A 23703-nucleotide genomic window follows, 5' to 3' on the forward strand; every position below is an offset into this window, starting at 1 on the left:
CGGAAGGCTGCTGCGCGCACATCCACCTCCGGGTTGGGAGCTGCAGCGCGCGCCCATCCACCCGCAACCACCTCCGGTTGGGCTGCTGCGCGCACCCTTCCGCCCGACCGCGTTCGCCGGGGCGTGCAGCAGCAACCCACCACCTCAGCCAGTGGGGAGCGACACCCGCGGCACGCCCACCCCACCCAACCGCGGTTCAGCAAGCCGCGTGTCCGCGACGGAGGAGCGGGCGGGAGCGGCGGCGGTTGCGAATGGACGGTTGGCGGAAGTGTTGTTGTGAGGAAGCGGCGGCAGCCGCGTGGACGGGTGGGTGGGGCGTGCGGGGTGGGTAGCACGCGACGTAGGAGCGCGCGTGCCCCGGAGCGGGGGTGCTCACCGCGGTGGGTGTGCCCGGAGCGTGGGCGCGGGGTGGAGGGTGAATGGGGGCGAGCGATACTGGATGTATGCATGTGCGCGCGCCGGAGCTCAAGGGTCGTGGGTGGTTGAACACCGGGGGGCGGGAGTTGGCCTTGGCTGACTTTCGAGGACGCTTCTTATTGATCGATTTTTGGGCGTTTTGTTGTGTGAACTGTTTGCATGTGTTGGACGAGTTGCGGCCGTTGGAGGAGAAGTACGGCGATGCGCTGGTGATTGTCGGGGTGCATTCGCCGAAGTTTGCGCATGAGGGGGAAGAGGCGGCGGTTCGGGCCGCGGTGGAGCGGTATGAGGTGGGGCATCCGGTGCTGGATGATCCGGAGTTGGTGACTTGGCAGAATTACACGGCGCGGGCTTGGCCGACGTTGGTGTTGGTGGATCCCAACGGGTACATCGTGGCGCAGTACTCGGGTGAGGGGCACGCGCATGCGTTGGATGCGTTGCTGGCGGAGCTGATCGCCGAGCACGAGGCTGCCGGTACATTGACGCGGGGGAAGTCGCCGTACGTCGCTCCGGAGCCGGAGTGGTCGGAGTTGCGGTTCCCGGCGAAGGTGATTGCCTTGGACAACGGGAATCTGTTGGTGGCCGATGCGGGGAACCACAGCATCGCGGAGCTTCAGGCTGACGCAGAGACGTTGGTACGGCGGATTGGCACCGGGCAGCGGGGTTTCGCGGACGGGGTGCAGGCGAGTTTCTCGGAGCCGAATGGGTTGACGCGGTTGCCGGTTGAGGTCGCTGAGCAGGTTGGGTACGACGTGGTCGTGGCGGACACCGTCAACCACGCGCTGCGCGGGATCGACCTGACGACTGGTGAGGTCAGCACGCTCGTTGGGACCGGCAAGCAGTGGATGGATGGCGACAGCACCGACGTACTGAGTTCGCCGTGGGATGTCGCGTGGTTCCAGGACAAGGTGTGGATCGCGATGGCCGGGGTTCATCAGTTGTGGACGTTCGACCCGATCACGAAGGTGACCGAGGTGGCGGCCGGTACGACGAATGAGGGGTTGAAGGATGGTGAGCCGCGCGAGGCGTGGTTCGCGCAGACGAGTGGGCTGGCGGTGGACGGGGATCGGCTGTGGTTGGCCGACTCGGAGATCTCGGCGCTGCGGTGGATCGACAGTGAGGTGCACACTGCTGTCGGGACCGGGTTGTTCGACTTCGGGCTGCGGGACGGGAAGGCGAGCGAGGCGTTGCTGCAGCACCCGCTCGGGGTGACCGTGCTGCCGGACGGTTCGGTGGCGATCGCCGATACCTACAACGGCGCCGTACGGCGGTATGACCCGCGTACCGACACTGTCGACACGATGGCGACCGAGCTCGCCGAACCGAGCGGTGCTGTTGTCGTGGGCAACGAATTGCTCGTGGTGGAGTCGGCCGCGCATCGGCTGACCCGGATTCCGCTCGGGGCTTCGGCGACGGCGTCCGAGTTCAGCACGCGGACGCAGCGACCGCCGATGGATATCGCGGCCGGCGAGGTGACGCTCGAGGTGGTGTTCACGCCGCCGCCCGGTCAGAAGCTCGACAACCGGTACGGTCCGTCGACGCGGCTTCTGGTCTCGTCGACCCCCGACACGCTCCTGCGCGAAGGTGCCGGCGACTCCACCGATCTGGTCCGACGACTCGTGATCGACGAGCGCGTAGGCGACGGCGTACTGCATGTCGCAGTGCAGGCCGCGTCCTGTGATGACTCGGATGCGGTCGAGTTCCCCGCTTGCCACATGCATCGGCAGGACTGGGGTGTGCCGGTCCGCGTCACTGCTGACGGACCGGCACGGTTGCAGTTGGTGCTGTCAGGCGGCTGAGCGCCTACTCCTTGACGTCGCGGTGGTGCTCCTCGACGACCCAGTACTCCTCTTCGATGGCCGGGTCGATGGCGTCCGTCTCCACCCGGCGCCGCCGGTTCGTGATGTAGAACGACAACACGATCCCAGCCGCTCCGGCCAGCAGGAGGATGTAGCCGACCACCTGCAGGTTCACCGCATCCCAGGTGTCCCGGACCGCGAACGCGAAGATCGCGCCCACCACCATCAGAAAGATCCCCACACCGATGCTCATCCGAGCCTCCTAGTGAAGTACGCCCTACCAACGACGCTACTCCGTGCTAGCCACCGAATCCATCACTTGTCAGACACGCCACCAGTACCCCACCAGAAACACCCACAAGCCCCTCACCACGTTCCCCTCTGAAGGTGGTGAGGGGGATGAAGACCGCAGCCCCGGTGTGCCCCCAGTTCTCGCACACCGGGTTGTGGGTTTAGTTGTGGCGGAGGTCGATGTCTCCGCTGACGGTGGTGGCGGTGAGGGTGTGGGTGGCGGCGGTGTCGTTGCCTAGGGTGTTTTCGACCTCGCCGGAGCGGGTGTTGGTGGTTACTCGGTAGCCGGTGGGGGCGGTGATTTCTACGTCGCCGCTGGTGCCTTTGACTTGGATGTCGTTGGCTTCGGTGAGGTCGAGGCCGATGTCGCCGGAGGAGGTCTCGATGTCTACGGGGCCGCCCCGGAGGCCGTCGGCGTCTATGTCGCCGGAGTTGGCTTTGATGTTCAGGCGGCCGGTGAGGTTCTGGATGGAGACGTCGCCTGAGGTCAGGTCCAGTTTCACGTCGCCGGTGACGTCGTTGAGGTCTACCTCGCCGGAGCGGGAGGTGGCGTCGACGCCGGCTACTCCGGTGAAGGAGAGGTCGCCGCTGCCGTTCTCGCCGACGACCTTGGTACCGCGCGGGACGGTCACCTCGTAGTCGGCGCTGCAGTTCCAGCCGCAGTCGCCGTCGAGTTTCAGGGTGCTGCCGTCGACCGAGTAGGCGTCGCTGCGCTTGAAGAACCAGAAGTGGCGCATCTGCTTCACCGTCGTGGTGTCGTCGTCGGAAACCTTGATGTTGATGTCGGCGTTGTCGGCCGCCAGCCGCACCGTGTCGATCTTGGCGTCGATGCGGTGCTCGTCGTCACTGTCTCTTCCCCCGAACTGCCATAACCCGACGCCGGCCGCGATCACCAGCACCACGACCCCCAGCTGCCTGCTCTCCATCGTCCGCCTCCCAGCGTGTCAGCCTCGACCGTAGGTCGCGGACACCATCCGCCGGATCAGGCAGAACCCCCTAGCCGCCCCTGAGCCGAACCTCAGGGACACCTGAGGTCAGGAGCGGTGGTCGCCGCGCGACACCGCTCCGGCGAGGTCGTCGCCGAGTGCACCGAAGAAGGTCCGCGCCCAGAGATCGTCGCCATGCCAGTACGGCCCGTCGCTCCCGGGCAGCGACGACGGCGCCTGGCCGCGTTCGAGCGCGCGGCGACAGTCGGCGCACAGCGGCAGCGTCAGGGTGGCACCGTCGGACTTCACCTGGGTCTTCCGTCCGGACGACCGGCCGTGCAGTGGGTTGAACGCACACAACTCCGGTACGGCGTCGATCGGACGGTCGGCCGCCACCGCGACCGCGGCGTCGTACTCGCGCCTGGCCTTGTCCAGCAGGACCATCGCACCGACCACGTCGACGAGATCCTCGGACGAGTCGAGCACCTTCTCCGCGGCCTGGCGCGCGTCGAGGGCGGCTTGCTGATGCGACAGACCCAACCCGTGGGCGCTCGGCAGGGCGGCCAGCTTCGAGCCGAGTGTGGTCAGCTCGAGCGCGGTCTCCCGAGTCAGCCGCCGGCGCTGCTCGGCCGCCACCGTGGCAGCGACGTGCGGCGGGATGCTGAACGACTTCTCGCGGCGCAGTCGGCGCAGACCGCCGCCACCCCGGCGAGCCAGGCCGATCACAAGCCCGAGGACCACCACGCCGACAATCCCGAGTACGACGAACAGCGCGACCGCGCCACCCGACGAGCCCGACGAGCCGTCCGAGTCCCGACCCGCGTCGCGTCCCCCACCAGTGGTCGGCTTCGACGGCGGTAGCGCGGGCGAAGACAGCAGCTCGTACATCCGGGCGAGCACCTCGGTCGGACCGGCGTCGTACCCGGTGTCGGCAAGGGCGCGCTGCCGCACCGGCCGAAGCCGGTCCTCGTCGAGCTGCGGCAGCTCGTGCACCTGGTACCACGGGAACCGGCTGCCGCCATCAATCACGACGTACAGGCCGGGCTTGTCCATGGCGTCGATCACCAGCGTGAGGACGTTGCTTTCCTTGCCCTGGAAGGCGTCGCTCGGGGTCAGCGGCAGCACGATCGAGTAGACCGGGTACCCGAGCGCCTTGGCCTTCGCCCGAACGTCGGCGCGCATGCTCTCCGGCAAGGCAGCCTGGTACGCCGGATCGACGTACAGCCGGTCCTTTTCCAGGGCAGTCGCGATCTCGCGCGCACGTTCGGCCGGGGTCTGCGTGGTACCGGCCTGGGCCGGCGTCACGGTCAGCATCAGCAGCGTGACCAGCGCGGTCAACACCACGGCCGTCAGTTTGGGCAGCACCTTCACGAACGTCCTCCACGTCTTGGCCCGACCAGGGCCGCCACTCCCAGCACGACACCGGCCAGCAGCGCGCCCCCGGCCATTCCGAGCGCTCCGCCGCCGAGTCCGTTGCGGATCGCGTCGCTGGTGGTGAACCGTTCCGGTTCGGGTTCTGCGACCGGCCGCGGCGTCAGTGGCGTGGTCCGGGCCGGCTCGGCGTCGTACCGGTCGTTGAGTTTCACTCCGTCGAGGAAGTCGGAGAGCTGGCTGCTCATCGCCTGCTCTCGGCCCGACGACCAGGTCGAGCCCCCGGCGTAAGCGTGGATCTCGTGCGCGACCCCGTGAGTCTCGTCGCCGTCCATCATGACGTACACGCCCGGCTTGCTGTTCGCGTTCGCGAGCCAGCCGGCCAGCAGTTCGGGGTCGCCCTTCTCCTGGAACCACGTGCCGCTCGGTACGACGGCGACGTACACCGTGGCCGGCGCCGTGCGAATCTCTGCCAGCATCGGCCCGACATCGGCCACCGAGGCATAGTCGGGGTCGACATACAGCGGGGTGGTCGCCCAGGCCTCGATCGCGGCGGTAATCCGGGGATCATCCGGAACTGCGGCCGTGGCGGCCATCGGGATCCAGAGCACCGCAACCGTTGCCAACAGCAACATCATGGCCCGCCTCATCGGACATCCTCCGGCCGCTTGCAGACGCGCTCGGCCAGGTCATCGGTCAGCGCGCCGAAGCCGGACGCGACCATCGGGCTGTCCTCCGGATCCAGGGTCCAGTACGGGACGACCTCGCGACCGCGACCGAGCAGACCGGTGCGGCGGCTCACCTGCAGTCCGTACGGCGTCTTGCCCTTGCGGAGTCGTTGAGTGCACGTCCGGCAGGCCGGCACCTCGACGCCGTCGGCCCAGGCGACGCGGGTCGTCCCGGTTCGGTGGGTCGGATCGAAGAAGCAGGGCGGCTTGACCGAACCGCCGCCGACTGCTTGCTGAGCCTGCCGAGCCAGCACCAGAGCGCCGGTCACCGCAAGTAGGTCGTCCGGCTGATCCGCGCGCAGGGAGCGGGCAGCTTCCAGTCGGCGGTTCGCGTCGTCGCGCTGGTCGAGCTGCGTCAGCGACAGGTTCGGCCGCTTCTCCAGTTGCCGAATGGACCGGGCGGCTCGCTTGATCAGCTGGTCGGCCTGCTGACGGATCTGGTCCCGGTACGCCGTCGGTTCGTCGGCCTTCGGTCGTGTCCCCGGTCGACGGCGGCGGCGGTTGAGAACCAGGACCAGAACGAATCCCGCGAACCCGCCGACGCCGAGTCCGATGAACGCCGCGCGGTCCTCCTGGTCGGTGATCGACGGGGTGTCCGCCCGACGCGGCGGTTTCAGATCGCTCGCCGGAGCCGCCGGCAACTGGCGGCCGTCGTACGCGGTCTCAGCCTGCTGGATGGTTCGGACGATCTGGGGTGCAGGCCGGTCGTCGACGATCTGGCGACGCTGCGGGTCGTCGGCCCGGACGCTGGTGATGTCGCGCCCCTTGAGACCGCCGGGCCGGAACAGCTGCTCGACGCCGGTCCAGTAGTCGTCCGACACGACGCGGACGATGTACAGGCCGGGCTGCCCGACCCGCGCCTGCAACAGCGTCGGCAGGTCGTAGAGCTTCTCCCGCAAGTACGGCGTTCGTGGGACCAGCGCGACGTACACGGCGAAACCGGCCCGCTCGGACTCGGCGCGGATCCGGTCGAGCTCGGTGGTCGGGATGGCCGGGGCGATCCGGGAGTCGACGAAGATGCGGTCGGTCTGCCAGGCGGCCGCGATCCGGTCCGGGATCGATGGGGTGGCCGCGTGGGCGGGGAGAACCGGCAGGGCCACGAGGACGGCGAGCAGCGTGGCGAGGCGGCGGAGCTTGGCGGACATCGCGGACAGCCTACGGCGACACCCGCAGCCCTGGCTCGGACAGGGGAAGCCAAGCCAGGGATGCAGGTGCCTCGGGCAGAAACGCTGCTCCACGGAACCGCTTCAGGAGAAGGGCAGATGACGGGGCAGATCGATCTGCCCGTCCCCTGATGCGGAAGGAATCAGAACGCCGACTCGGGCAGATCCATGATGTCGAGGTCGGTCAGCTCGGCCTTGATCCGCTCGGCGCGGACCGACGGCATCGTCGACCGCACGAACCACTGGGCCGCCGCGACCTTGCCGCTGTAGAAGTCCTGGTCGGCCGGGGTCAGCTCGCCGCCGAGCCGCTCGAGGGCGACCTCGGCCTGGCGCAGCATCAGCCACGAGCAGACCACGTCACCGAGGACGAACAGCAGCCGCGAGGTGTTCAGGGCGACCTTGTAGACGTTCCGCGGGTCGCCGTTCTCGGCCTGCGGGTTGCTTGCCATCAGTGCCTGGCCCATGATCCCCAGCAGCTTCTGGGTGTCCTCGAGGCCCTTCGCCAGCAGCGCGCGCTCCTCCTTCAGACGGCCGTTGCCGGCCTCGGACGCGACGAAGCCCTGGATCTGCTCGGCCAGGTGGCCGAGGGCCTTGCCCTGGTCCTTGATGATCTTGCGGAAGAACAGGTCCTGACCCTGGATCGCCGTGGTGCCCTCGTAGAGGGTGTCGATCTTGGCGTCGCGGACGTACTGCTCGATCGGGTAGTCCTGCAGGAAGCCGGAACCACCGAACGTCTGCAGCGACTCGGTGCCGAGCAGGGTCCACGACTTCTCCGAGCCGTAGCCCTTCACCAGCGGCAGCAGCAGGTCGTTCACACCTTCCGCGACCACGTCGTGCTCACCGGCATACCGGGCCTGCTCAGCGCGGTCCTGGTAGGTCGCGGTGAACAGCACCAGCGCGCGCAGTGCCTCCGAATAAGCCTTCTGGGTCAGCAGCGAACGCCGTACGTCGGGGTGGTGGGTGATGGTGACCCGCGGCGCGTCCTTGGCCGGGTTGGTCAGGTCGGCGCCCTGGACGCGCGTCTTGGCGTACTCAAGCGCGTTGAGGTAGCCGGACGACAGCGTCGCGATCGCCTTCGTGCCGACCATCATCCGCGCGTACTCGATCACCTGGAACATCTGCGCGATGCCGTCGTGCACCTCGCCGAGCAGCCAGCCCTTGGCCGGTACGCCGTCGCCGAAGGTCAGCTCGCAGGTCGTGGAGACCTTGATACCCATCTTCTTCTCGACATTCGTGACGAAGGCGCCGTTGCGCTCCCCGGTCAGCTCGCCGGTCTCCAGGTCGAAGTGGTGCTTCGGTACGACGAACAGGCTGAGCCCCTTCGTCCCGGGGCCGCCGACCCCCTCGATGCCCTGCGGGCGGGCCAGCACGAGGTGGACGATGTTCTCGGTCATGTCCTGCTCACCCGAGGTGATGAACCGCTTCACGCCCTCGATGTGCCAGCTGCCGTCGTCCTGCAGCGTGGCCTTCGCGCGCCCGGCGCCGACGTCGGAACCGGCGTCCGGCTCGGTCAGCACCATGGTGGCGCCCCAGCCGCGCTCGATGATGTGGTGCGCGATCTTCTTGTCACGGTCGATGCCGTTGCGCCACAGCACGTGGGCGAAGTTCGGTCCGGCGGCGTAGATGTGCACGGCCGGGTTGGCGCCGAGAACCATCTCTGCCGCGGCCCAGCGCAGCGACGGCGGAGTCGGCTGACCGCCCAGCTCGGCCGGCAGCTCGAGCTTGAACCACTCGGCGTCCATGTAGGCCTGGTAGCTCTTCGTGAACGACTCCGGCATCCGCACCTCGTGCGTCTCCGGGTCGAACACCGGCGGGTTCCGGTCGGCGTCCTCGAACGACTCGGCGATCTCGTTCTTCGCCAGCCGGTCGATCTCGCTCAGCACCTCACGCGCGGTGTCGACGTCCATGTCGGCGTACGGTCCCTGCCCGAGCACCTCGCCCCGGCCGAGAACCTCGAGCAGGTTGAACTCGATGTCCCGCAGATTCGACTTGTAGTGACTCACAGGGGTCTCCCTCGACCTATACTCGCCAGTAACTTGAGTATATACCGGCCGGTAATAAAGGCAAAGCGGATTCACTGTTCGCGTGACCACAAAGCTGATCTACGAGACGCACTCCACAACGCTCGACAACGAGAACGGCATCGCCACGGGGTGGCTGCCGGGCGAGCTCTCGGCCGAGGGAAGGCGACACTCGGCGGAGCTGGGGGCGCGAAATCAAGGGGTCGACGTGATCTTCAGTTCGGATCTGCGACGCGCCGTACAGACTGTCGAGCTGTCCGGGCTCACCGCCCCGCACCTGAGGGACTGGCGGTTGCGTGAGTGCAACTACGGCGAGCTCAACGGGGCCCCGAGGGATGCGCTCGACCCGAGAGTCGAGCGCATCCGGACGCCGTTCCCCGGCGGTCAGAGCTACAACGACGTGCTGGAACTGACGCGGTCGTTCCTAGCGGACGTCAAGCGCTGGTACGGCGGCAGCGTGGTGCTCGTGGTCGCGCACTCGGCGAACAGATGGGCGTTGGAGCACCTGCTCGGCGGGGGCGTGCCGTTGGAGAAGCTGATCGCCGCACCGTTCAACTGGCAGCCGGGGTGGGAGTACGAGCTCTAGGGCGTGTAGACGGTGTTCTTGCCGTAGAGCTTCTGGGTGAAGGCGGACATGTACGACGCGGTGTTCGCCTCGGTGAGGTTGTAGGTGAGGAAGACGCCGTACCCCTCGCTCACCGTGCGCCCAGCGAGGCTGGCGGCCGTTGCCTGGCTGGTGGCGGTGTAGCTGACGGCGGCGGGCGAGTACTTCGACTTGTCGAACTCCTTGTCGGCCCCCCAGGTGCCGTAGTACGGCTGCCAGGCGTAGTCGAAGGTGCTGTGGATGTCCACTTCGCCGCTCTTCAGTCGATCCGATGCCGGGCCGATGTCGTACAGCGTGATGAGCTTGCCGGCCGGCATCTTCGCGCGCAGGGCCTGGACCAGCCAGATGAACGAGTCGGCGTTCGGCTGGCCGGTGCCGTTCTTGCCGTACTCGACGTACTCGTCGTCGAAGTCGATCCCGTCCAGGCCGTAGCGGGCGACCGCGTCGGCGAGTTCCTGGGCGAAGGCTTCGGCGGCGGCCTTGTTCGGGAAGTTGGCGAACCCGGCGCCCTCGTGGTTGCCGAGGATCGAGAGGGTGACCTTGATGCCCTTGGCCTGCAACGGACGGACCTGGGTGGCGACGTTGTTGAGCACGTTCGTCACCTGCGTGTTGAAGTGCAGGTACGCCTTCTTGGTCGTCGTGTTGTAGTTGATGTTCGCGGCGAAGATCACCGCGATGTCGATCACCTGACGGCCGTCATTGGCCAGCTTGTACTTGCCGGCGCTCAGCATGCTGTGGTCGTTGACCTCGATGTAGGCCACCGTGGTCGGCTTCTTCACCGCTCGGCAGGCCGCGGTCGCGGTGGCGGTGCCGGTCGCAGCCACGGCGGTACCCGCCGCGATAGCTGTCAGAAGGGTCCTTCGGCGCATGAGTTCGCTCATTCGGTCGGCTCCTCGTCACAAGGGTGGGCGGTCCGCTACACCGGTCGAACTAAACCGGTATAGCGGACTGATCATCGGCCGGGCCCAAACCCAGTGTCAAGGGATCAACTCGGAGTGACTACGACGATCTCCGTCCGGGCCGGAGTCTCGACCTTCACCTCGACGTCCTCGCCGTGCGGAATCAGCAGCGCGTGCTTCGAGGTCGCGCTCCACGCACCCTCGCCGTACCGGTAGGAGAGCGTGGCGTCCTTGGCGGCGACCGCCCAGCCCTGGTTGTCCGGCAGCCTGATCTGGACGGGCAGCGCGGCGCCGCGGTTCGGCTCGCCGCCGCCGATGATCTGCGCCTTCCCCTTCGCCGGCTGCAGTACGGCGTACACACGGCTCGCGTCGGTGTCGATCTGCTGCTCGCCGAGGTAGACGGAACTGCCGTTGGCCGTCACGCCGTACCCGATCCAGAGCGATGCCGAGAACATGTAGTGCTCCGGGTCGGCGGCCGCTCCGACGGTGTTGGTGAAGGTGTCCCGGGCGTCGCCGGCGAGTTGCTCGGCGCCCGCTGACATCGGCCAGAGCCCGTCGTTCGGGATGTCCGACGACCAGAGTCGATCGTCCGGCGTCGAGTTGCCCATGGTGTTCACTCCGCCGTTGGCGATGGCCAGGTCGGACGGGCCCTGCGCCGGCAGCGTGTGCAGAGCCAGCTTCTTCGCGTCGGTGTTCTCCGGGAGCTTGACGACGCCGACGCCGTTCTTGAACTGCACCTGCGTGTACTTGCGGCTGCTGCTGCCGTTGCTGTCGTCGTACTCGCGCGCTGGTGACCAGCCGACCTTCTTGCCGGTGTCGAGCACGACCAGGGTGTTCCTGGTGACGAAGCCGGTGGTCAGGCTGACGCCGGGTGCCGGGTAGCTGTCCGCGACGACGGCGGGTTTGCCATCCGTGCCGTCGGCGACGAATCCGACCAGCGTGTGCACACCTTCGCGGTCGAGCTGGATGTTGTCGTGATGGCGGAGATCGGAGTACTGCCCGATGATCGCGACCCGCCCGCCCGGGGTCTTACCGGCCCAGAAGACCTGCGGTTCGCCCTGCATGCGGTCGAAGATCCCGCGGTCCCGGTTGCCCGAGTTGCGATGCGACTTCTCCCACGCGGCCAGTGCCTGGTCGAGGTAGTTCTGGTCGCCGGCCAGGTCGCCGCGGGTGTGGCCCTTCATCAGGAAGCCATAGGGATCGTTCTGGACCGGTACGCCGGCCACTGGCGGATCCGTCAGTTGGTGGTAGAGCGAGGGACCGGTCAGCGTGACGCCGCCGACCGCCAGCACGACCATCGTGCTGACCGCGAGCGTGGTCAGGCGCCGGCGGCGGAGCCGGCGGGCACCGCCGACGCGGACCCGATCGAGTACGTCGGGCGCGGCCTCGATCTCGTCGACACTGGCCATCAGCCGGTCCTTGAGTTCGGTCTTGGTCATCGCAGTCCTTCCAGGAGTGCGGGTTCGGTGATCAGGCGGAGGCGGTCGAGGCCGCGGGAGGTCTGACTCTTGACGGTGCCGAGTGAGCAGTTCAGCGCTTCGGCCGTCTGCGCCTCGGTCATGTCCTCGTAGAACCGCAGGACGATCACCGCGCGCTGCCGTGGCGGGAGCTCCTGCAATGCCGCGAGCAGTCCGTCCCGGACGGCGTACTCGTCCGATCCGTCGGGTGCACCCTGGTCATGGTGGTCGGCGAGCGCCACCTCGGGCTTACGGCTCTTGCTGCGCCACCTGTTCGCGGACAGGTTGGCCAGCGTCTTGCGGGCGTACGGTTCCGGCGACCCGTGGATCCGCCGCCATTTCACGTACACCCGCTCGAACATCTCTTGCACGAGGTCCTCGGCCGCGGCCCGGTCCCCGGTCAGCAGTACAGCGGTCCGCAGCAGCCTGGTTGCGCTGCCACGGACGAATTCGTCGAAGTCGTCGCCCCGAGACACCCGGTGCTCCTCCCCGTGATCTGGTCTGTACCGAGAATGACACCGGCAAGGACCGCAAGGTTGAGACAGAATGTTTGTCGTGACCAACCCACCCACTTCGCACCGGCGCTCGCTGGTCGCGGGCACGGTCGGCAACTTCGTCGAGTGGTACGAGTTCGGCGCCTACGGCTTCTTCGCCACCGTGATCGCGGCGAATTTCTTCAGTACGACGGCCACCAGCGACGCCGAGAGCCTGATCAAGACGTACGCCTCGTTCGCGCTGGCGTTCTTCTTCCGGCCGATCGGTGCCGCGATCTTCGGCCGGGTCGGCGACCGGATCGGCCGTCGCCCGACACTGATCCTGGTGCTGCTGCTGATGACCGGCTCGACCACGCTGATCGGCGTACTGCCGACGTACGCGACTGTCGGGGCCTTGGCGCCGTGGCTGCTGACCCTGGTCCGGGCGCTGCAGGGGTTGTCGGCCGGTGGTGAGTTCGGCGGTGCGGTGTCGATCATGACCGAGTTCGCGCCCGCAGGTCGTCGGGGCCGGTACGGCGCTTGGCAGTCGTTCACCGTGGCTCTCGGTCTGCTCGCCGGAGCGGGGCTGGCGGCGATCCTGGCCACCGTGCTGAGCAAGGAGGCGCTGACCGATTGGGGCTGGCGGGTGCCGTTCCTGGTCGCGCTGCCGCTCGGTCTGGTCGCGCTGTGGTTGCGGCTGAGACTCGAGGAGACGCCAAGCTTCACCCGAACCCAGACCGCTGCTGCTCAGCCCGGGGCGGCGGGCGCTGCTGAGCCGGGGCGAGCGGGTGCCGGTGAAGTTGCCAGGGCGATTGCTCTGGGGATCGGGCGGCTGATGGGCTGGTCGGCCGCCGGATACACCTTCCTCGTCGTGATGCCGTCGTACCTGCAGGCGACGCTGAATGCGACCTTCCAGCAGGCGCTGGTCGCGACCGTGCTGGCGAACGCCGGTTTCGCCGCGTCGATCCTGCCGGCCGGGGCACTGAGTGACCGAATCGGGCGTCGGCCGGTGATGATGACCGGCGCCGCGCTCGTCGTCGTACTGGCGTTTCCGCTGCTCAACCTGCTCCAGGACAAGGACGCCGGTACGGCGGCCAAGGGTGCCGCGGTCTTCGTCGCCGGGCTGGTCGTGGGGTTGATGGCCGGGCCGGGACCCGCAATGCTGGCCGAGATGTTCCCGACCCGGGCGCGCTACACCGGGCTCGGCCTGGCGTACTCGCTGTCCAACGCAGTGTTCTCCGGGTCGGCCGGCTTGATCATCACCGAGCTGATCAAGCGGACCAAGAACATCGATATTCCGGCCTGGTACGTCGTGGTGACGTGTGCGGTGAGTGTCGTCGCACTGGCGACGTTGCGCGGCGACGATCATCGACGGGAGTTGCGGGACTGAGATGCGAGTCATCGGCTTGATGTCCGGGACGTCGTACGACGCGATCGACGCGGCGGCGGCCGACCTTCGCCTGGACGGGGACCAGTTGGTGCTGACCCCGCTCGGGATGCTCAGCCAGGCGTACCCGGACGAGGTCCGTCGGGAGTTGGCCGGGTTGTTGCCACCGGCAAGTACTTCCGTTGAGCAGGTGTGCCGGTTGGACACCGGGATCGGGCAGGCCTTCGCTCGGGTGGCGCAGCAGGCGGTCGAGCAGCTCAGCGGTGGGTACGCCGATCTGATCGTGTCGCATGGGCAGACGGTGTTCCACTGGGTCGACGACGGGCAGGTGCGCGGCACACTGCAGCTCGGGCAACCGGCCTGGATCGCGGAGGCGACCGGTACGACGGTGGTGTCGGATCTGCGGTCCCGCGATGTCGCGGCCGGTGGGCAAGGTGCGCCGCTGGTGAGCATCATCGACGTCCTGTGGTTGCGCGGGCGGCCCGGCGTACCGATCGCGTTGAACCTCGGTGGGATCGCGAACATCACCGTGGTGGACGGGGACCCGGTCGCCTTCGACACGGGACCGGCGAATGCGTTGATCGATGCGGTCGTCACCGAGCTGACGGTTGGGCGGCTCGGGTTCGATGTCGACGGGGTGATGGCTGGGCGCGGGCAGGTGCATGCGGAGCTGCTGGAGCGACTGCTCGCGGAGCCGTACTACGCGTTGCCGGCGCCGAAGACCACGGGCAAGGAGCTGTTCAACCTCGCCTACCTGGCTCGGATGATGGAGGGTCTGCCGGAGATCCCGGCCGACGACGTGGTCGCGACAGTCACTGCGCTGACCGCCCGCACGGTCGCGGACGCCGTACGGCGGCATGGTGGGACCGAGGTGATCGCCTCCGGTGGTGGGATTCGGAACCCGGCCCTGATGCAGCGGCTGGCTTTAGAACTCGAAGGCGTGCCGGTTCGGACCAGCGACGAGTTGGGACTGCCGTCGGCGGCCAAGGAGGCGCTGGCGTTCGCCGTACTGGGGTTCCTGACCGTGCACGGGCTCGGCGGGACGGTCCCGAGCTGCACCGGCGCGCGGCACTCGAGCGTGCTCGGATCGATCACTCCGGGTCTGGGTGGTGTGCCGCATGTCTCGGCCGATGTTCGACCTCCCGCGAGCCTTCTGATCGAGTGAGCGCGACACTAGTTCCGTGACGAGGTTGTTCGTGGTGACAGGTGCGCCCGGGGCCGGTAAATCGACCGTGGTTCCGGAGCTGGTGCGGTTGAATCCGGGCAATCTCGTCGTGATGGACATGGACGAGCTGCTCGACGACCAGGGGCGGTTGCTCGGGATCAGCATCGCGAGTCCGACCGCGGCACCCATCTGGCCGGCGTACAACGCTGTTTGGTTGCGGATCACCGAGCTGATCCGGCGGTCCGGGATTCCCGTCTTGCTGCTGACGCCTGGGTTGCCCAGTGAGCTGCCGGAAGGGCGCTGGCTGCACCTCGACTGCCCGGACGCCGTACGGCGCAAGCGGTTGGCTGCGCGCGGATGGCTTCAGGATCAGATCGACGACGCGCTGGCTGATGCGGCTGAGCTGCGGAAGTACGTTCCCCGGTCGGTGCGTGGGGATGTCTCGCCGGAGCGGGTCGCGCGCAGCATCCTCGACTGGATTCGCGGCGAGCGCTTCGGTAAGACCCTTAGTCTCTGGACGCGCTTCCGCAACTAAGACCTGTAGGGGAGGAGCGTCCCTTCCACGCCGCGTGATGGACAAGACGCTGTCCAGATGACAACATGTTGTCCATGACGATCCCGCCCCGCGCCGACTGGCCGAAGCCGGCCGAGGAGACCGAAGGCGGTGCCCTGTTGACCGACGTCATCCTCGCCACCTTCCGCCTGAACGCCCGCCTCCTGGAGGCGGCTCAGGACCTCGCCGCCCACGGCGGCCTCACCGCAGCCTGGTGGCAAGTCCTCGGCGGTGTCATCGACGAACCCCGCTCAGTAGCCGACGTCGGCCGCATCATGGGCGTCAGCCGCCAAGCCGTCCAACGCATCGCCGACCTCCTGGTCGACCGCGGCCTGGCCGAATACCGCCCCAACCCAGCCCACCGCCGAGCCAAACTCCTCGCCTGCACCGAACCCGGCTACTGGGCCATCCGCCAAATCTCCGTAGCCCAACACCCCTGGGCCGCCGACCTCAGCGCCGACCTCTCCCTCAAAGACCTCCAAACCACCCTAACCACCATGCAATCCCTCATCGCCAGGCTCGAACATGGGTGATGACGCTGGTGAGCGCACGGCGGAGAGCATCACCGTTCGCACGGATCCGGAGATCGAGCGGGCGCTCGACGTACTGACCCGGGGCGGCACTCCGCGGCCGACGGTCATTCGGCAGGCTGTCCTCGAGGCGGCCGCGCGGCTGGAGCGTGCTGTGGCGATGCGGCGAGCAGTCCTGCGCATGCCGCTCGGGGATCCAGATGGTGTCGAGGCCGGCGCCGCACTCGCGCATGAGCGGCAGGACCACGCCCTGCCTTGATCGCTCACCAGGCTCGAACGAGCTTGATGGTTTGGGTTTTGCCGTGGGTTTGGTGGGTGGTGAAGGTCAGGCGGGTGCCGGTGAGGGTTCGGGTGACTTGTACGCCGGGGGTGGGGGTGGCTGGGCGTAAGTATTGGGCCCAGAGGTTGAGGGTGATGGTGGCTCGGGTGGTGGTGGGGTCGGCGACGGCGACTGTGGTTTCGGTGGGGGTTCGGCGGAGGAGGGTTGCGGCGGGGCCGTCGATGGTTAGGCCTGGGAGGTGGTGAGGGCCTGGGGTGAAGGTGTTGGCGGCGGTCAGGCGTAGGCGTTGGTGGTGGATCGCCTGCAGGCGTGGGGTATTGGCCAGTACGGCGAGTCGGCCGTGGTGGTAGGCGCGGAGTGCTGACTCGGTGGCGTTGGGGACTAGCGCGTAGGCGAGGGCACGGGTGGATCCAGCCGGCTGGGCGGCGGTTAGGGCGAAGACTTGTTTGGTGACTGGGGTGTCGGGGTTCGCGGTACGGATCGTACGGCGGCTGCGCGTGACGTCTTGCAGGGTTGACGAAACGTCGGTGGGCGCGAGGAAGTAGTAGCCGACGGCAACGTTATCGGCCGCGTATCGCAGCCAGCGGGGGTCGCCGGATCCCGTCCAGGCGCGACCATCTCGCCGTACGCCGGTGATGGTGACGGGCTCGCCGGGCGCGGCGATGCGGGTGTCGAGAGTGGTGGTGACCGGGCGGTCGGGGTCGTGGAGACCGGCGGCGAGGACGACGATCTCGTCGTCGAGCAGGAACCACGACTTGGTTGCCGACGCGTTCCGATACGTCACGAAGTCGGCCGGGAGTTCGTCACGGGAGGCGTAGGCGAAATCATCCGACTGCACCCAGCCGACTGCGCCGTACGCGTCGAGGGTTGCGCCACCGGAGTGCTGGTTGGTGCCGGTCGGGAAATAGACGTACGTGTTCTGCGCCTCCGACGAAGGCGTGAACTCCGGCGGACGGTTGTAGTACGCCGTCCCGTAGAGCTCGGGGATCGTCTTGCGGGTCTCAACCGGCGCGGTTACCCCGCCGAGCGCGTACGGCGAGACGGTGGTGAAGTAGTCGACGCCGTACGAGCGGGTCTGGTCCTGACCGCTCAAGTACAGGTAGTGCGCGCCGTCGCCCTGGAACCACGGCATCAGGTTCTCGCCGCTCATGTACTCGTACTTGCTGATCCGCTCCGAGTTCCGCGCGAGCGCGAACGCATACCCCGGTCGCCGGTGCACAGTCCGGTCCATCGCGTTGAACGCCGTACTGCTCGCGGCCGGGTTGAGGTCCGCCGGTACGACGGTCGGGTCGGCGCGCAGATCCGCGAACCGCGCGATGCTCACCGGCGAGACGAAACTGTTCGGGTTGATCGTCGGCCGCGCGGTGAACTTCGCGAACGCCTTCAACCGCGCCGCGTCCTGCGCTCCCGCGTAATCGGCGAGGTCGACGACCGCCTCGACGATCACCGCCACGTCGTCGTACCCGGTGCCTGGTCGGGAGACCGCACGGCCCTTGACGATCTCCATCATCCAGCCCTCGAAGATCAGCGGGGCAAACCCGTCCTCGACCCAACCCTGGACGACGCCGATCAGCTCACCGGTCTGCGCGTACGACGTACCGGCGAGCACCTTGATCGTCTGCACGACTCTGCTGAGCAGCGCCTTGCCGTAGGAGCCCGTGTACGCGACGGACGAGTGCTGGATGAACGAGCCGTCGGCGTAATACCCGTCGGTGACGCCGTGCTGCAGGTTGTACGGATCGATGGTCGCGAACACGGTGAACTGATCCGTCAACGCTTTCCGCATCCGCGCGTCGTCGTTGAGTAAGGCGCCTTGCAGGACACGGTTCGCGGTGATGTCGACCAGGTTCGCGCCGGTATGGAACCGCGAGTCGAGGTCGACGTCGCCGTTCTTCCCGTTCCGCAGGTAGGAGTCCATCGACGCGACGTACTGCGTGATGAGGTCGGTGGGCGCGTCGATGAGTGCGAGTGTTTTGGAGACGAACGTGGAGATGCCGATCTCCCAGGTGAACCAGTTGCCGTAATACCCCTTGGCCTGGTCGCCGTACCAGCCGTCGTGGAGGCGGCGGAGTCCGTCGGCAACCCGGGTGCGGACCTGCTCGTTGCCTTGCAGGTCGGAGGCTGGGCCGGGTCGGCGGTAGGCGAGGGCGATCTCATAGAGGTGCAGGTACGACGCACTCAGATTCGGATCGCTGGTGCCTAGTGGGAGTCCCGCGAAGAGCTCGTTAGCGCCGGCCCGATCCATCGCGGCCAACCACGTCCGCGCGGTCGCGTCCATCGCGCTCAACTTGGCGGCGACTTCCGGCCGCACGTTCGATTCCGCCGTACCGGCGTAGATCGCAATCGCATTGGCCAGCAACAAGCTCGCCTCGTTCGTGGTGGCCGCGGTGGCGCGAGCCGGGTTGACCGCAGTCAGCAGAGTGGCGGCGGGGACGAACGACAGCAGGCGGCGGCGACTGATGTACACAAACACTCCCAGGGCGATGGGAAAACCTCACCCCAGAAGTCAACCAGCCGCAACTATCTTCCAGCAAGCGTTTACCACCTCCCAATCGCGCGCACGCAACATGCTGAACCGGCAGTTGTGGGCAAGGGCGTGCCGCGAGCGGTGGCGACTTATGCGCTCTCCCCACGACCCGGTACGACGTTGGGCACGGGGCAACCATCTGCGCGGGCCGAAGGTGGTCGAGTGGTGCCCAAGGTGCGCCGGTCGGGGCGACCTTGAGCACGGTTCAACCGTTTCGGCGGGTCCCGAATGGCTGGTGGGTGCACAAGGTGATCGCCGGCCCGCGATCTCGGGCCCCGGGGGATATCTGGCGCGTTGATCGGAGCATTTTCGGCGCGTGGACCCGAAAATCCTCCGACTAACGCAAGACCTCGAGCATCACGCACCTCAGCCACAGCCCGTCAGCCCCAAGCGACGCGCAGCCGCGGTCGCCGGCCTCGCCATCTGGCCCAGCCACCTGCCTGGCCCGCCCTCTTGCTTTGTCGGCCGCCTTTGGTGGTCGAGTCGGGGCACAGGCCCGAAAGAACTCGGCCGGGGACGACCGCTCTGGCTGATCGCCGCCTCCGGCCGACCAAAAAGAAAGCGTGGCCGGGCGCCGCGGTGGCTGAGGCGGATGGCGAGGCCCGGCGACCGCGGCTCCCCGCCGCCTAGGGTTGCCGGGCTGTGGTTGCCGGACGGGACAGAGGCCTGCTGGCAGCTGACCCACCCCGCCACCTCACCAAACCGCGCCGCGCCCCATCAACCGCGCCGCGCATCATCAGCCACCCCGCGCGTCATCAACCGCGCCGCGCCTCACCACACGCGCCGCGCCCTCATCAACCGCGCCGCGGCTCACCAAACCACCCCGCGCCCTCATCAACCGCGCCGCGGCTCACCAAACCACCCCGCGCCCTCATCAACCGCGCCGCGGCTCACCAAACCACCCCGCACCCCACCAAACCACCCCGCGGCTCACCACACGCGCTGCGGCTCACCAAACCGCGCCGGGCCTCGTCGTGTGGGCAGTGCGGTGGTGCGTTGGTCGGTACTTTTTTCGCGGATAGCGCACCAAAGTTACCGAGCAGCGCAACCTCCGCGGCCAACGTCCGGTGATCCGGCGACCAGGGCTGCGGGCGGACGTTGTGGCAGCGGTGGGGCGGGGGTGGTTAGGAGCCGCCGGCTCCTACTAGTTGGCCGTCCATGGAGAGGATTCGGATGGGCCCGCCGGTGGTTTTGGAGGGGATGACCAGGGCGATCTGGTGGAGGTAGTCCTGGTGCAGGGTTTGGGTGAACTTGACCATGCTGCTGAAGGCGGTTGCTTCGCCGCTCGTCCAGTAGGCGTTGGAGCCTGGTTCTACTCGTTGCAGGTACTGCTCGGTGAGGGTGAGGAAGACGAGGCCTTCGCCGTCTGCGGTCATGAAGGTGACGGGGGTGCCGGTTGGTTTGTAGGTGTCGGTGACGGCGGCGATGTAGGGCTGGGCGGCGTCGGCGACCTTTGATTTGGCGCGCTGTTCGAGCAGCTTCGTCGTACCGGGGGAGGCGGTGAAGAGCTTGGCCTCGGCTGCCTTCGGACCGCCGCTCAGGTACGCCGCGAGGGTCGGGGCGACTGCGGTGGGGTGGGTGGCGAGGTTGGCTACGTCGGCTCGGCTTGGAGTGCGCACGCCGTCCATTGACGGGAGGTCGATGGAGGGGCCGGGGTAGACCGAGTGGGTGAGCAGCCAGGGTGCGCCGGCGCTCTCTCGCTGCCAGACGCCGAGCTGCCGGGTGCCTGCCGAATTCGAGACGCCGGTGGTGACTACGAAGCGCATCGGGTACGCCGTGAACTCCGGTGCGCCGACCACCGGATCGGTGAAGGTGAACGGCTTCCCGATGGTTTTGCCGGCCGTGTCCAGTTTGCGGCCGATCTGGTAGCCGGCGAGGGTCTGGGCCAGGGTCGGTTCGGCCTCGATGGTCGCGGCGAGCTTGTTGTCGCGGGTCTGGTTGGCCTTGTTGTTGAGTTCGTTGTACTTCGTCACCACGGCTTTGGCGTCGGCGACCGTGACGGCGGGCCGGCGGTCGGGGACGGTCAGGTTGTTCTTCGGCGGCATCAGGCCGCAGCTGGTTGCCGTCAGCAACAAAGCGCCGCTGGCGAGGAGTGCCGCCGTCCGCTTCACCGCCTCATCACTCTTGGAGAACTCCGGCGACTCCACCAACGGCAACGTCTCGGTGGGCGGGGTGGTCGGGGCCTGCTCGGGGTCGGCGGTGGAGGCGGGAGCCGACGCGGCGACGGCGACCGGTGTGGAGGCGGCGTACGAGGTGGTGGGGGAGTTGTTTGTCGTGAGGGTTGCGCGGGACTTCGCTCTGGCAACCTCTGCGGGAGTCATCAGCATCGGTGCCGAGCGCAATGGCTGTACGCCTGGAATCGGTCGAGCGGGTCGCGGCCGGACCGGCGCTTCGGTCTGAAGTTGCACACCCGACGAAGGCCTGGGCTGGGCGATCACCGCGAGCTTCTCGGTTGCCTCATCGGCAACCACCTCAGGAGCCCGGTACGCCGGAACGTCGTCCGCCGGGGCGAACGGGCTGGTCTCGCGGGCGGGCGCCGCCGTACTCAGTGCGACTGCTGTGGCGACCGGGACCAGCAGTTCGTCGGTGGTGTGGGACGGCGAGCGGCGGAAGGCTAGGGCGATGCCTAGGGCGAGGGCGACTATGCCGGCGCCGAGGATGAGGAGGCTGATGCCGAAGGAGCGGTGTAGTTCGATGCCGAAGCTGACGTTCGCGTCTACCGCGGGGGTGCCGTCGGCGTTCATGACGACGACTGAGTAGCGGCCGTCTTGCATGGGCCAGGCGATTGACTGGTTGCCGTTGCCTCCGGACTTCGCGACCCACCAGTCCAGGTCGCCGGGCGGCGTGAGCTTGTGCTCGAAGCCGCGCATGGTCTGGGTGCTGATCGTGGAGGGGACGTCGTACCGGATCACGCGGGTGTGGGCGGCGCCGTTGAGGTAGTCGGTGACGTCGAGGTCCTGGGCGATGCCGACGAACACGGGCTTGGACCCGGTGACGCTGACGCGCAGGGTCGGGCCGTGGCGGTCGAGCAGGTCGGGTGCGGTGACCACGGCGACGCCGTCGCTGGTCAGCGTGCGGCCTCCGGTGGAGATGGTGTTGTCCGGGCCGACCAGCCAGAACGCGGCGGCGGCACCGGCGATGCCGACGACCAGGCCGATCAGGGTCAGCAGCAGGCCCAAAGCAGTGCGGGCGAAACGCATCAAGAGCTCCCGTTGGTACGACGAGGCCGGCCCGCGGACGGGGGACCGGACAGCGGGCTCAGCCGCGGGCCCCGTCGGGGATCCCGTACTCCACCCGTTGCCGTACCTAACTGACGGCGCACGGATCTGTTACGATCCCGTCAATAGTGAACGACCATTCGTAAACTCCGGAGGCCTTCGTGGCGCGTCCGCGGCTGGTCGATGACGACGCGATCCTGGACGCGACCCGGCTGGTGCTGGCCGAGGTCGGCCCGGCGAAACTCACCCTGGCCGCCGTCGGTGCCCGGGTCGGTCTGGCGCCCCCGACGCTGATGCAGCGCTTCGGCAGCAAGCGCGGTCTGCTGCTGGCCTCGGCGGCCCGCTCGACGCAGCTGGTACTCCGCGCGGCCGCAACAACAGAGGCCGCCAACACCTCCCCGCTGGCGACTCTGCGCGACTTCGCGCTCAAAGTGGTCGCTCAAAGCGAGCAACTCGACTTATCCGATCCGGAGTTCCGCGAACACGCCCGCGCTCACGCCGCCGCCATCGTGAACACCTGTGCCCGCTTCTACCGGGCCGCGGTGACAGCCGGCGAGCTCCGGGAAGAAACCGACGTACCGGCGTTGGCGCGGCACACGCTGGTCTGTCTCAACGGGGCGATTCAGGTCTGGGCGGTGAACGGCTGGGGCACGCTGCCGGCGTTCCTCACCGAGCAGCTCGACCTGATGCTCGAGCCGAAGATCTGGGCGGGGGGCGCCGCCCAGCCTCGCGATATCAGGGCTTGACGGCCAGTACGGCGCCGATCAGGCGTCCCCAGGCTGTTACTTCGTCGGGCTCGTCGACCGGGCGCCACAGGGCTGCTGGGACCAGGCCCGGCGGAAGGATCGTGATGCCTTCGGGGAGGAGGGCGAGGATCTCCTCGTCGGAGCGCCAGCGACCGCGGCCGATGGACTGCTGGACGACCTCCTGCAGCTGGAGGCTGCGCGGGTCGTCGGCGCTGCGGAAGTGGCTGACGAAGAAGTAGCTGCCGGAGGGGACGCGGTCGTACCAGAAGTTGACCAGGTCGGCCGGGTTCTCGTCGTCGTTGAGGTGGTGCAGGATCGCGCTCAGGATGATGGCGACCGGCTTGTCGAAGTCGATCAGCGAGCGGGTCTCCGGGCTGTCGTAGATCGACTTGGGCTCGCGCAGGTCGGCCTGGAAGACGACGGTGTTGTCGTTCTCGGCGAGCAGGGCGCGGCCGTGGGCCAGCACGATCGGGTCGTTGTCGACGTAGACGACCTTCGACTCGGAGGCGTGCCGCTGGGCGATCTGGTGGACGTTCTCGGCGCTCGGCAGGCCGCTGCCCAGGTCGAGGAACTGCCGGACCGGCGTGGTCTCGACGATCTCGCGGATCGCCCGGACCAGGACGGCTCGGTTGTCGAGGGCGAGCGCCGGCGAACCCGGCATCTCACTGACGATGTGGTCGACGAGCGCCCGGTCGACCGCGAAGTTGTCCTTGCCGCCGAGCATGTAGTCGTAGGCGCGGGCGATGCTGGGGGTGCTCAGATCGATACCAGGAGGAGCGGTCTCTTCGCTGTCCTGGGGTACTTCGTCGGCCATTACGGCAGTCCTTCCGGTCCCTTGGCGTGTAACTCCCGTCACTCTATGTCGAGTCCATGGCCGCGCGCACCGGCGGGAGCCCGGTGTTCTTTCTTTCGTGGTCGAGAGGACCGGCTCCGTTTCGGCCGGGGCCGGAAACATTCGTGGTTTCCGGGGCCGCAGAGAGCGGATGTCAGAACATTCGAAGGGGCCCGAAATGACAGAACGCCAGATCCGAAGACCTGGCGTTTCTCATGGAGCGGGTGACGAGAATCGAACTCGCACTGTCAGCTTGGGAACTGACTTGTCAACCATACGACGCCTGAGCGCGCCCACGCCTAGGCGCCAATGCGAG

At 67.8% G+C, this 23703-nt stretch carries 20 protein-coding genes; 8 read left to right on the top strand and 12 right to left on the bottom strand.

The features are described from left to right. The first annotated feature begins 443 nt into the window (after positions 1–443). Entirely contained in the window at positions 444–2216 is a 1773-nt protein-coding gene (locus ACFTSF_RS39180; protein ID WP_380160389.1) for an NHL domain-containing thioredoxin family protein, read from the top strand. 4 nt (positions 2217–2220) lie between these two features. On the opposite strand, the gene ACFTSF_RS39185 is transcribed toward ACFTSF_RS39180, so the two are convergent. From ACFTSF_RS39185 to ACFTSF_RS39210, 6 genes are all read right to left on the bottom strand, one after another. Beyond that, positions 2221–2469 carry a DUF6458 family protein gene (locus ACFTSF_RS39185; protein WP_380160391.1) on the bottom strand — a complete coding sequence of 83 codons (249 nt, stop codon included), beginning with the start codon at positions 2467–2469 and terminating at the stop codon, positions 2221–2223. Positions 2470–2668: 199 nt separating this feature from the next. After that, on the bottom strand, positions 2669–3433 hold the full coding sequence (locus tag ACFTSF_RS39190; protein WP_380160393.1) for a DUF4097 family beta strand repeat-containing protein: 765 nt from the start codon (positions 3431–3433) through the stop codon (positions 2669–2671). Between the two features lie 108 nt (positions 3434–3541). Further along, positions 3542–4804, bottom strand: coding sequence for a hypothetical protein (locus tag ACFTSF_RS39195; protein WP_380160395.1), 1263 nt, complete (start codon positions 4802–4804; stop codon positions 3542–3544). Further along, positions 4801–5454, bottom strand: coding sequence for a hypothetical protein (locus tag ACFTSF_RS39200; RefSeq protein WP_380160396.1), 654 nt, complete (start codon positions 5452–5454; stop codon positions 4801–4803). Before ACFTSF_RS39200 ends, ACFTSF_RS39195 begins: the two co-directional genes overlap by 4 nt. Then, complete coding sequence (locus ACFTSF_RS39205; protein WP_380160398.1) at positions 5451–6677, bottom strand: hypothetical protein; 1227 nt, start codon at positions 6675–6677, stop codon at positions 5451–5453. Before ACFTSF_RS39205 ends, ACFTSF_RS39200 begins: the two co-directional genes overlap by 4 nt. Positions 6678–6838: 161 nt before the next feature. Then, positions 6839–8698, bottom strand: a complete 1860-nt coding sequence (locus ACFTSF_RS39210) for an acyl-CoA dehydrogenase (protein WP_380160399.1) — start codon at positions 8696–8698, stop codon at positions 6839–6841. An 82-nt stretch (positions 8699–8780) separates the two neighbouring features. Here ACFTSF_RS39210 and ACFTSF_RS39215 point away from each other — a divergent pair, with 82 nt between their 5' ends. Then, positions 8781–9302 (top strand): histidine phosphatase family protein, encoded by a 522-nt coding sequence (locus tag ACFTSF_RS39215; RefSeq protein ID WP_380160401.1) that lies wholly within the window; start codon positions 8781–8783, stop codon positions 9300–9302. Here ACFTSF_RS39215 and ACFTSF_RS39220 read toward each other — a convergent pair. From ACFTSF_RS39220 to ACFTSF_RS39230, 3 genes are all read right to left on the bottom strand, one after another. Further along, a complete protein-coding gene (locus ACFTSF_RS39220; protein ID WP_380160403.1) occupies positions 9299–10201 on the bottom strand; it encodes an endo-beta-N-acetylglucosaminidase H in 903 nt (300 codons plus the stop codon). The genes ACFTSF_RS39215 and ACFTSF_RS39220 overlap by 4 nt on opposite strands. 104 nt (positions 10202–10305) lie before the next feature. Further along, entirely contained in the window at positions 10306–11658 is a 1353-nt protein-coding gene (locus ACFTSF_RS39225) for a hypothetical protein (RefSeq protein WP_380160404.1), read from the bottom strand. After that, entirely contained in the window at positions 11655–12152 is a 498-nt protein-coding gene (locus tag ACFTSF_RS39230) for a SigE family RNA polymerase sigma factor (RefSeq protein ID WP_380160406.1), read from the bottom strand. Before ACFTSF_RS39230 ends, ACFTSF_RS39225 begins: the two co-directional genes overlap by 4 nt. Positions 12153–12231: 79 nt before the next feature. On the opposite strand from ACFTSF_RS39230, the gene ACFTSF_RS39235 reads away from it, so the two are divergent. From ACFTSF_RS39235 to ACFTSF_RS39255, 5 genes are all read left to right on the top strand, one after another. Continuing rightward, on the top strand, positions 12232–13539 hold the full coding sequence (locus ACFTSF_RS39235; RefSeq protein ID WP_380160407.1) for an MFS transporter: 1308 nt from the start codon (positions 12232–12234) through the stop codon (positions 13537–13539). A 1-nt stretch (position 13540) separates the two neighbouring features. After that, complete coding sequence (locus ACFTSF_RS39240; RefSeq protein ID WP_380160409.1) at positions 13541–14701, top strand: anhydro-N-acetylmuramic acid kinase; 1161 nt, start codon at positions 13541–13543, stop codon at positions 14699–14701. 16 nt (positions 14702–14717) lie between these two features. After that, a complete protein-coding gene (locus tag ACFTSF_RS39245; RefSeq protein WP_344162941.1) occupies positions 14718–15236 on the top strand; it encodes an AAA family ATPase in 519 nt (172 codons plus the stop codon). Between the two features lie 74 nt (positions 15237–15310). Beyond that, positions 15311–15787, top strand: coding sequence for a MarR family winged helix-turn-helix transcriptional regulator (locus tag ACFTSF_RS39250; RefSeq protein ID WP_380160411.1), 477 nt, complete (start codon positions 15311–15313; stop codon positions 15785–15787). After that, entirely contained in the window at positions 15780–16043 is a 264-nt protein-coding gene (locus ACFTSF_RS39255) for a hypothetical protein (protein ID WP_344162934.1), read from the top strand. Before ACFTSF_RS39250 ends, ACFTSF_RS39255 begins: the two co-directional genes overlap by 8 nt. A 4-nt stretch (positions 16044–16047) precedes the next feature. On the opposite strand, the gene ACFTSF_RS39260 is transcribed toward ACFTSF_RS39255, so the two are convergent. Continuing rightward, entirely contained in the window at positions 16048–18531 is a 2484-nt protein-coding gene (locus ACFTSF_RS39260; protein WP_380160414.1) for a polysaccharide lyase family 8 super-sandwich domain-containing protein, read from the bottom strand. Between the two features lie 1184 nt (positions 18532–19715). Further along, on the bottom strand, positions 19716–21791 hold the full coding sequence (locus ACFTSF_RS39265; protein ID WP_380160416.1) for a hypothetical protein: 2076 nt from the start codon (positions 21789–21791) through the stop codon (positions 19716–19718). Positions 21792–21970: 179 nt separating this feature from the next. On the opposite strand from ACFTSF_RS39265, the gene ACFTSF_RS39270 reads away from it, so the two are divergent. Next, positions 21971–22555 carry a TetR/AcrR family transcriptional regulator gene (locus tag ACFTSF_RS39270; protein WP_380160417.1) on the top strand — a complete coding sequence of 195 codons (585 nt, stop codon included), beginning with the start codon at positions 21971–21973 and terminating at the stop codon, positions 22553–22555. Here the strand turns inward: ACFTSF_RS39270 and ACFTSF_RS39275 are convergent. Next, complete coding sequence (locus tag ACFTSF_RS39275; protein ID WP_344162919.1) at positions 22545–23369, bottom strand: SAM-dependent methyltransferase; 825 nt, start codon at positions 23367–23369, stop codon at positions 22545–22547. The two genes, ACFTSF_RS39270 and ACFTSF_RS39275, sit on opposite strands and share 11 nt — an antisense overlap. Between the last annotated feature and the right edge of the window lie 334 nt (positions 23370–23703).

The organism is Kribbella sp. NPDC056951 (assembly GCF_042674205.1).
Lineage (GTDB): Bacteria > Actinomycetota > Actinomycetes > Propionibacteriales > Kribbellaceae > Kribbella > Kribbella yunnanensis.

Bases quoted from the DNA above. Each gene is read 5' to 3' on its own strand.
- ACFTSF_RS39180 (WP_380160389.1), top strand. From the start codon at position 444: ATGCATGTGCGCGCGCCGGAGCTCAAGGGTCGTGGGTGGTTGAACACC.
- ACFTSF_RS39185 (WP_380160391.1), bottom strand. From the start codon at position 2,469: ATGAGCATCGGTGTGGGGATCTTTCTGATGGTGGTGGGCGCGATCTTC.
- ACFTSF_RS39190 (WP_380160393.1), bottom strand. From the start codon at position 3,433: ATGGAGAGCAGGCAGCTGGGGGTCGTGGTGCTGGTGATCGCGGCCGGC.
- ACFTSF_RS39200 (WP_380160396.1), bottom strand. From the start codon at position 5,454: ATGAGGCGGGCCATGATGTTGCTGTTGGCAACGGTTGCGGTGCTCTGG.
- ACFTSF_RS39205 (WP_380160398.1), bottom strand. From the start codon at position 6,677: ATGTCCGCCAAGCTCCGCCGCCTCGCCACGCTGCTCGCCGTCCTCGTG.
- ACFTSF_RS39220 (WP_380160403.1), bottom strand. From the start codon at position 10,201: ATGAGCGAACTCATGCGCCGAAGGACCCTTCTGACAGCTATCGCGGCG.
- ACFTSF_RS39225 (WP_380160404.1), bottom strand. From the start codon at position 11,658: ATGACCAAGACCGAACTCAAGGACCGGCTGATGGCCAGTGTCGACGAG.
- ACFTSF_RS39240 (WP_380160409.1), top strand. From the start codon at position 13,541: ATGCGAGTCATCGGCTTGATGTCCGGGACGTCGTACGACGCGATCGAC.
- ACFTSF_RS39250 (WP_380160411.1), top strand. From the start codon at position 15,311: ATGACGATCCCGCCCCGCGCCGACTGGCCGAAGCCGGCCGAGGAGACC.
- ACFTSF_RS39255 (WP_344162934.1), top strand. From the start codon at position 15,780: ATGGGTGATGACGCTGGTGAGCGCACGGCGGAGAGCATCACCGTTCGC.
- ACFTSF_RS39265 (WP_380160416.1), bottom strand. From the start codon at position 21,791: ATGCGTTTCGCCCGCACTGCTTTGGGCCTGCTGCTGACCCTGATCGGC.
- ACFTSF_RS39275 (WP_344162919.1), bottom strand. From the start codon at position 23,369: ATGGCCGACGAAGTACCCCAGGACAGCGAAGAGACCGCTCCTCCTGGT.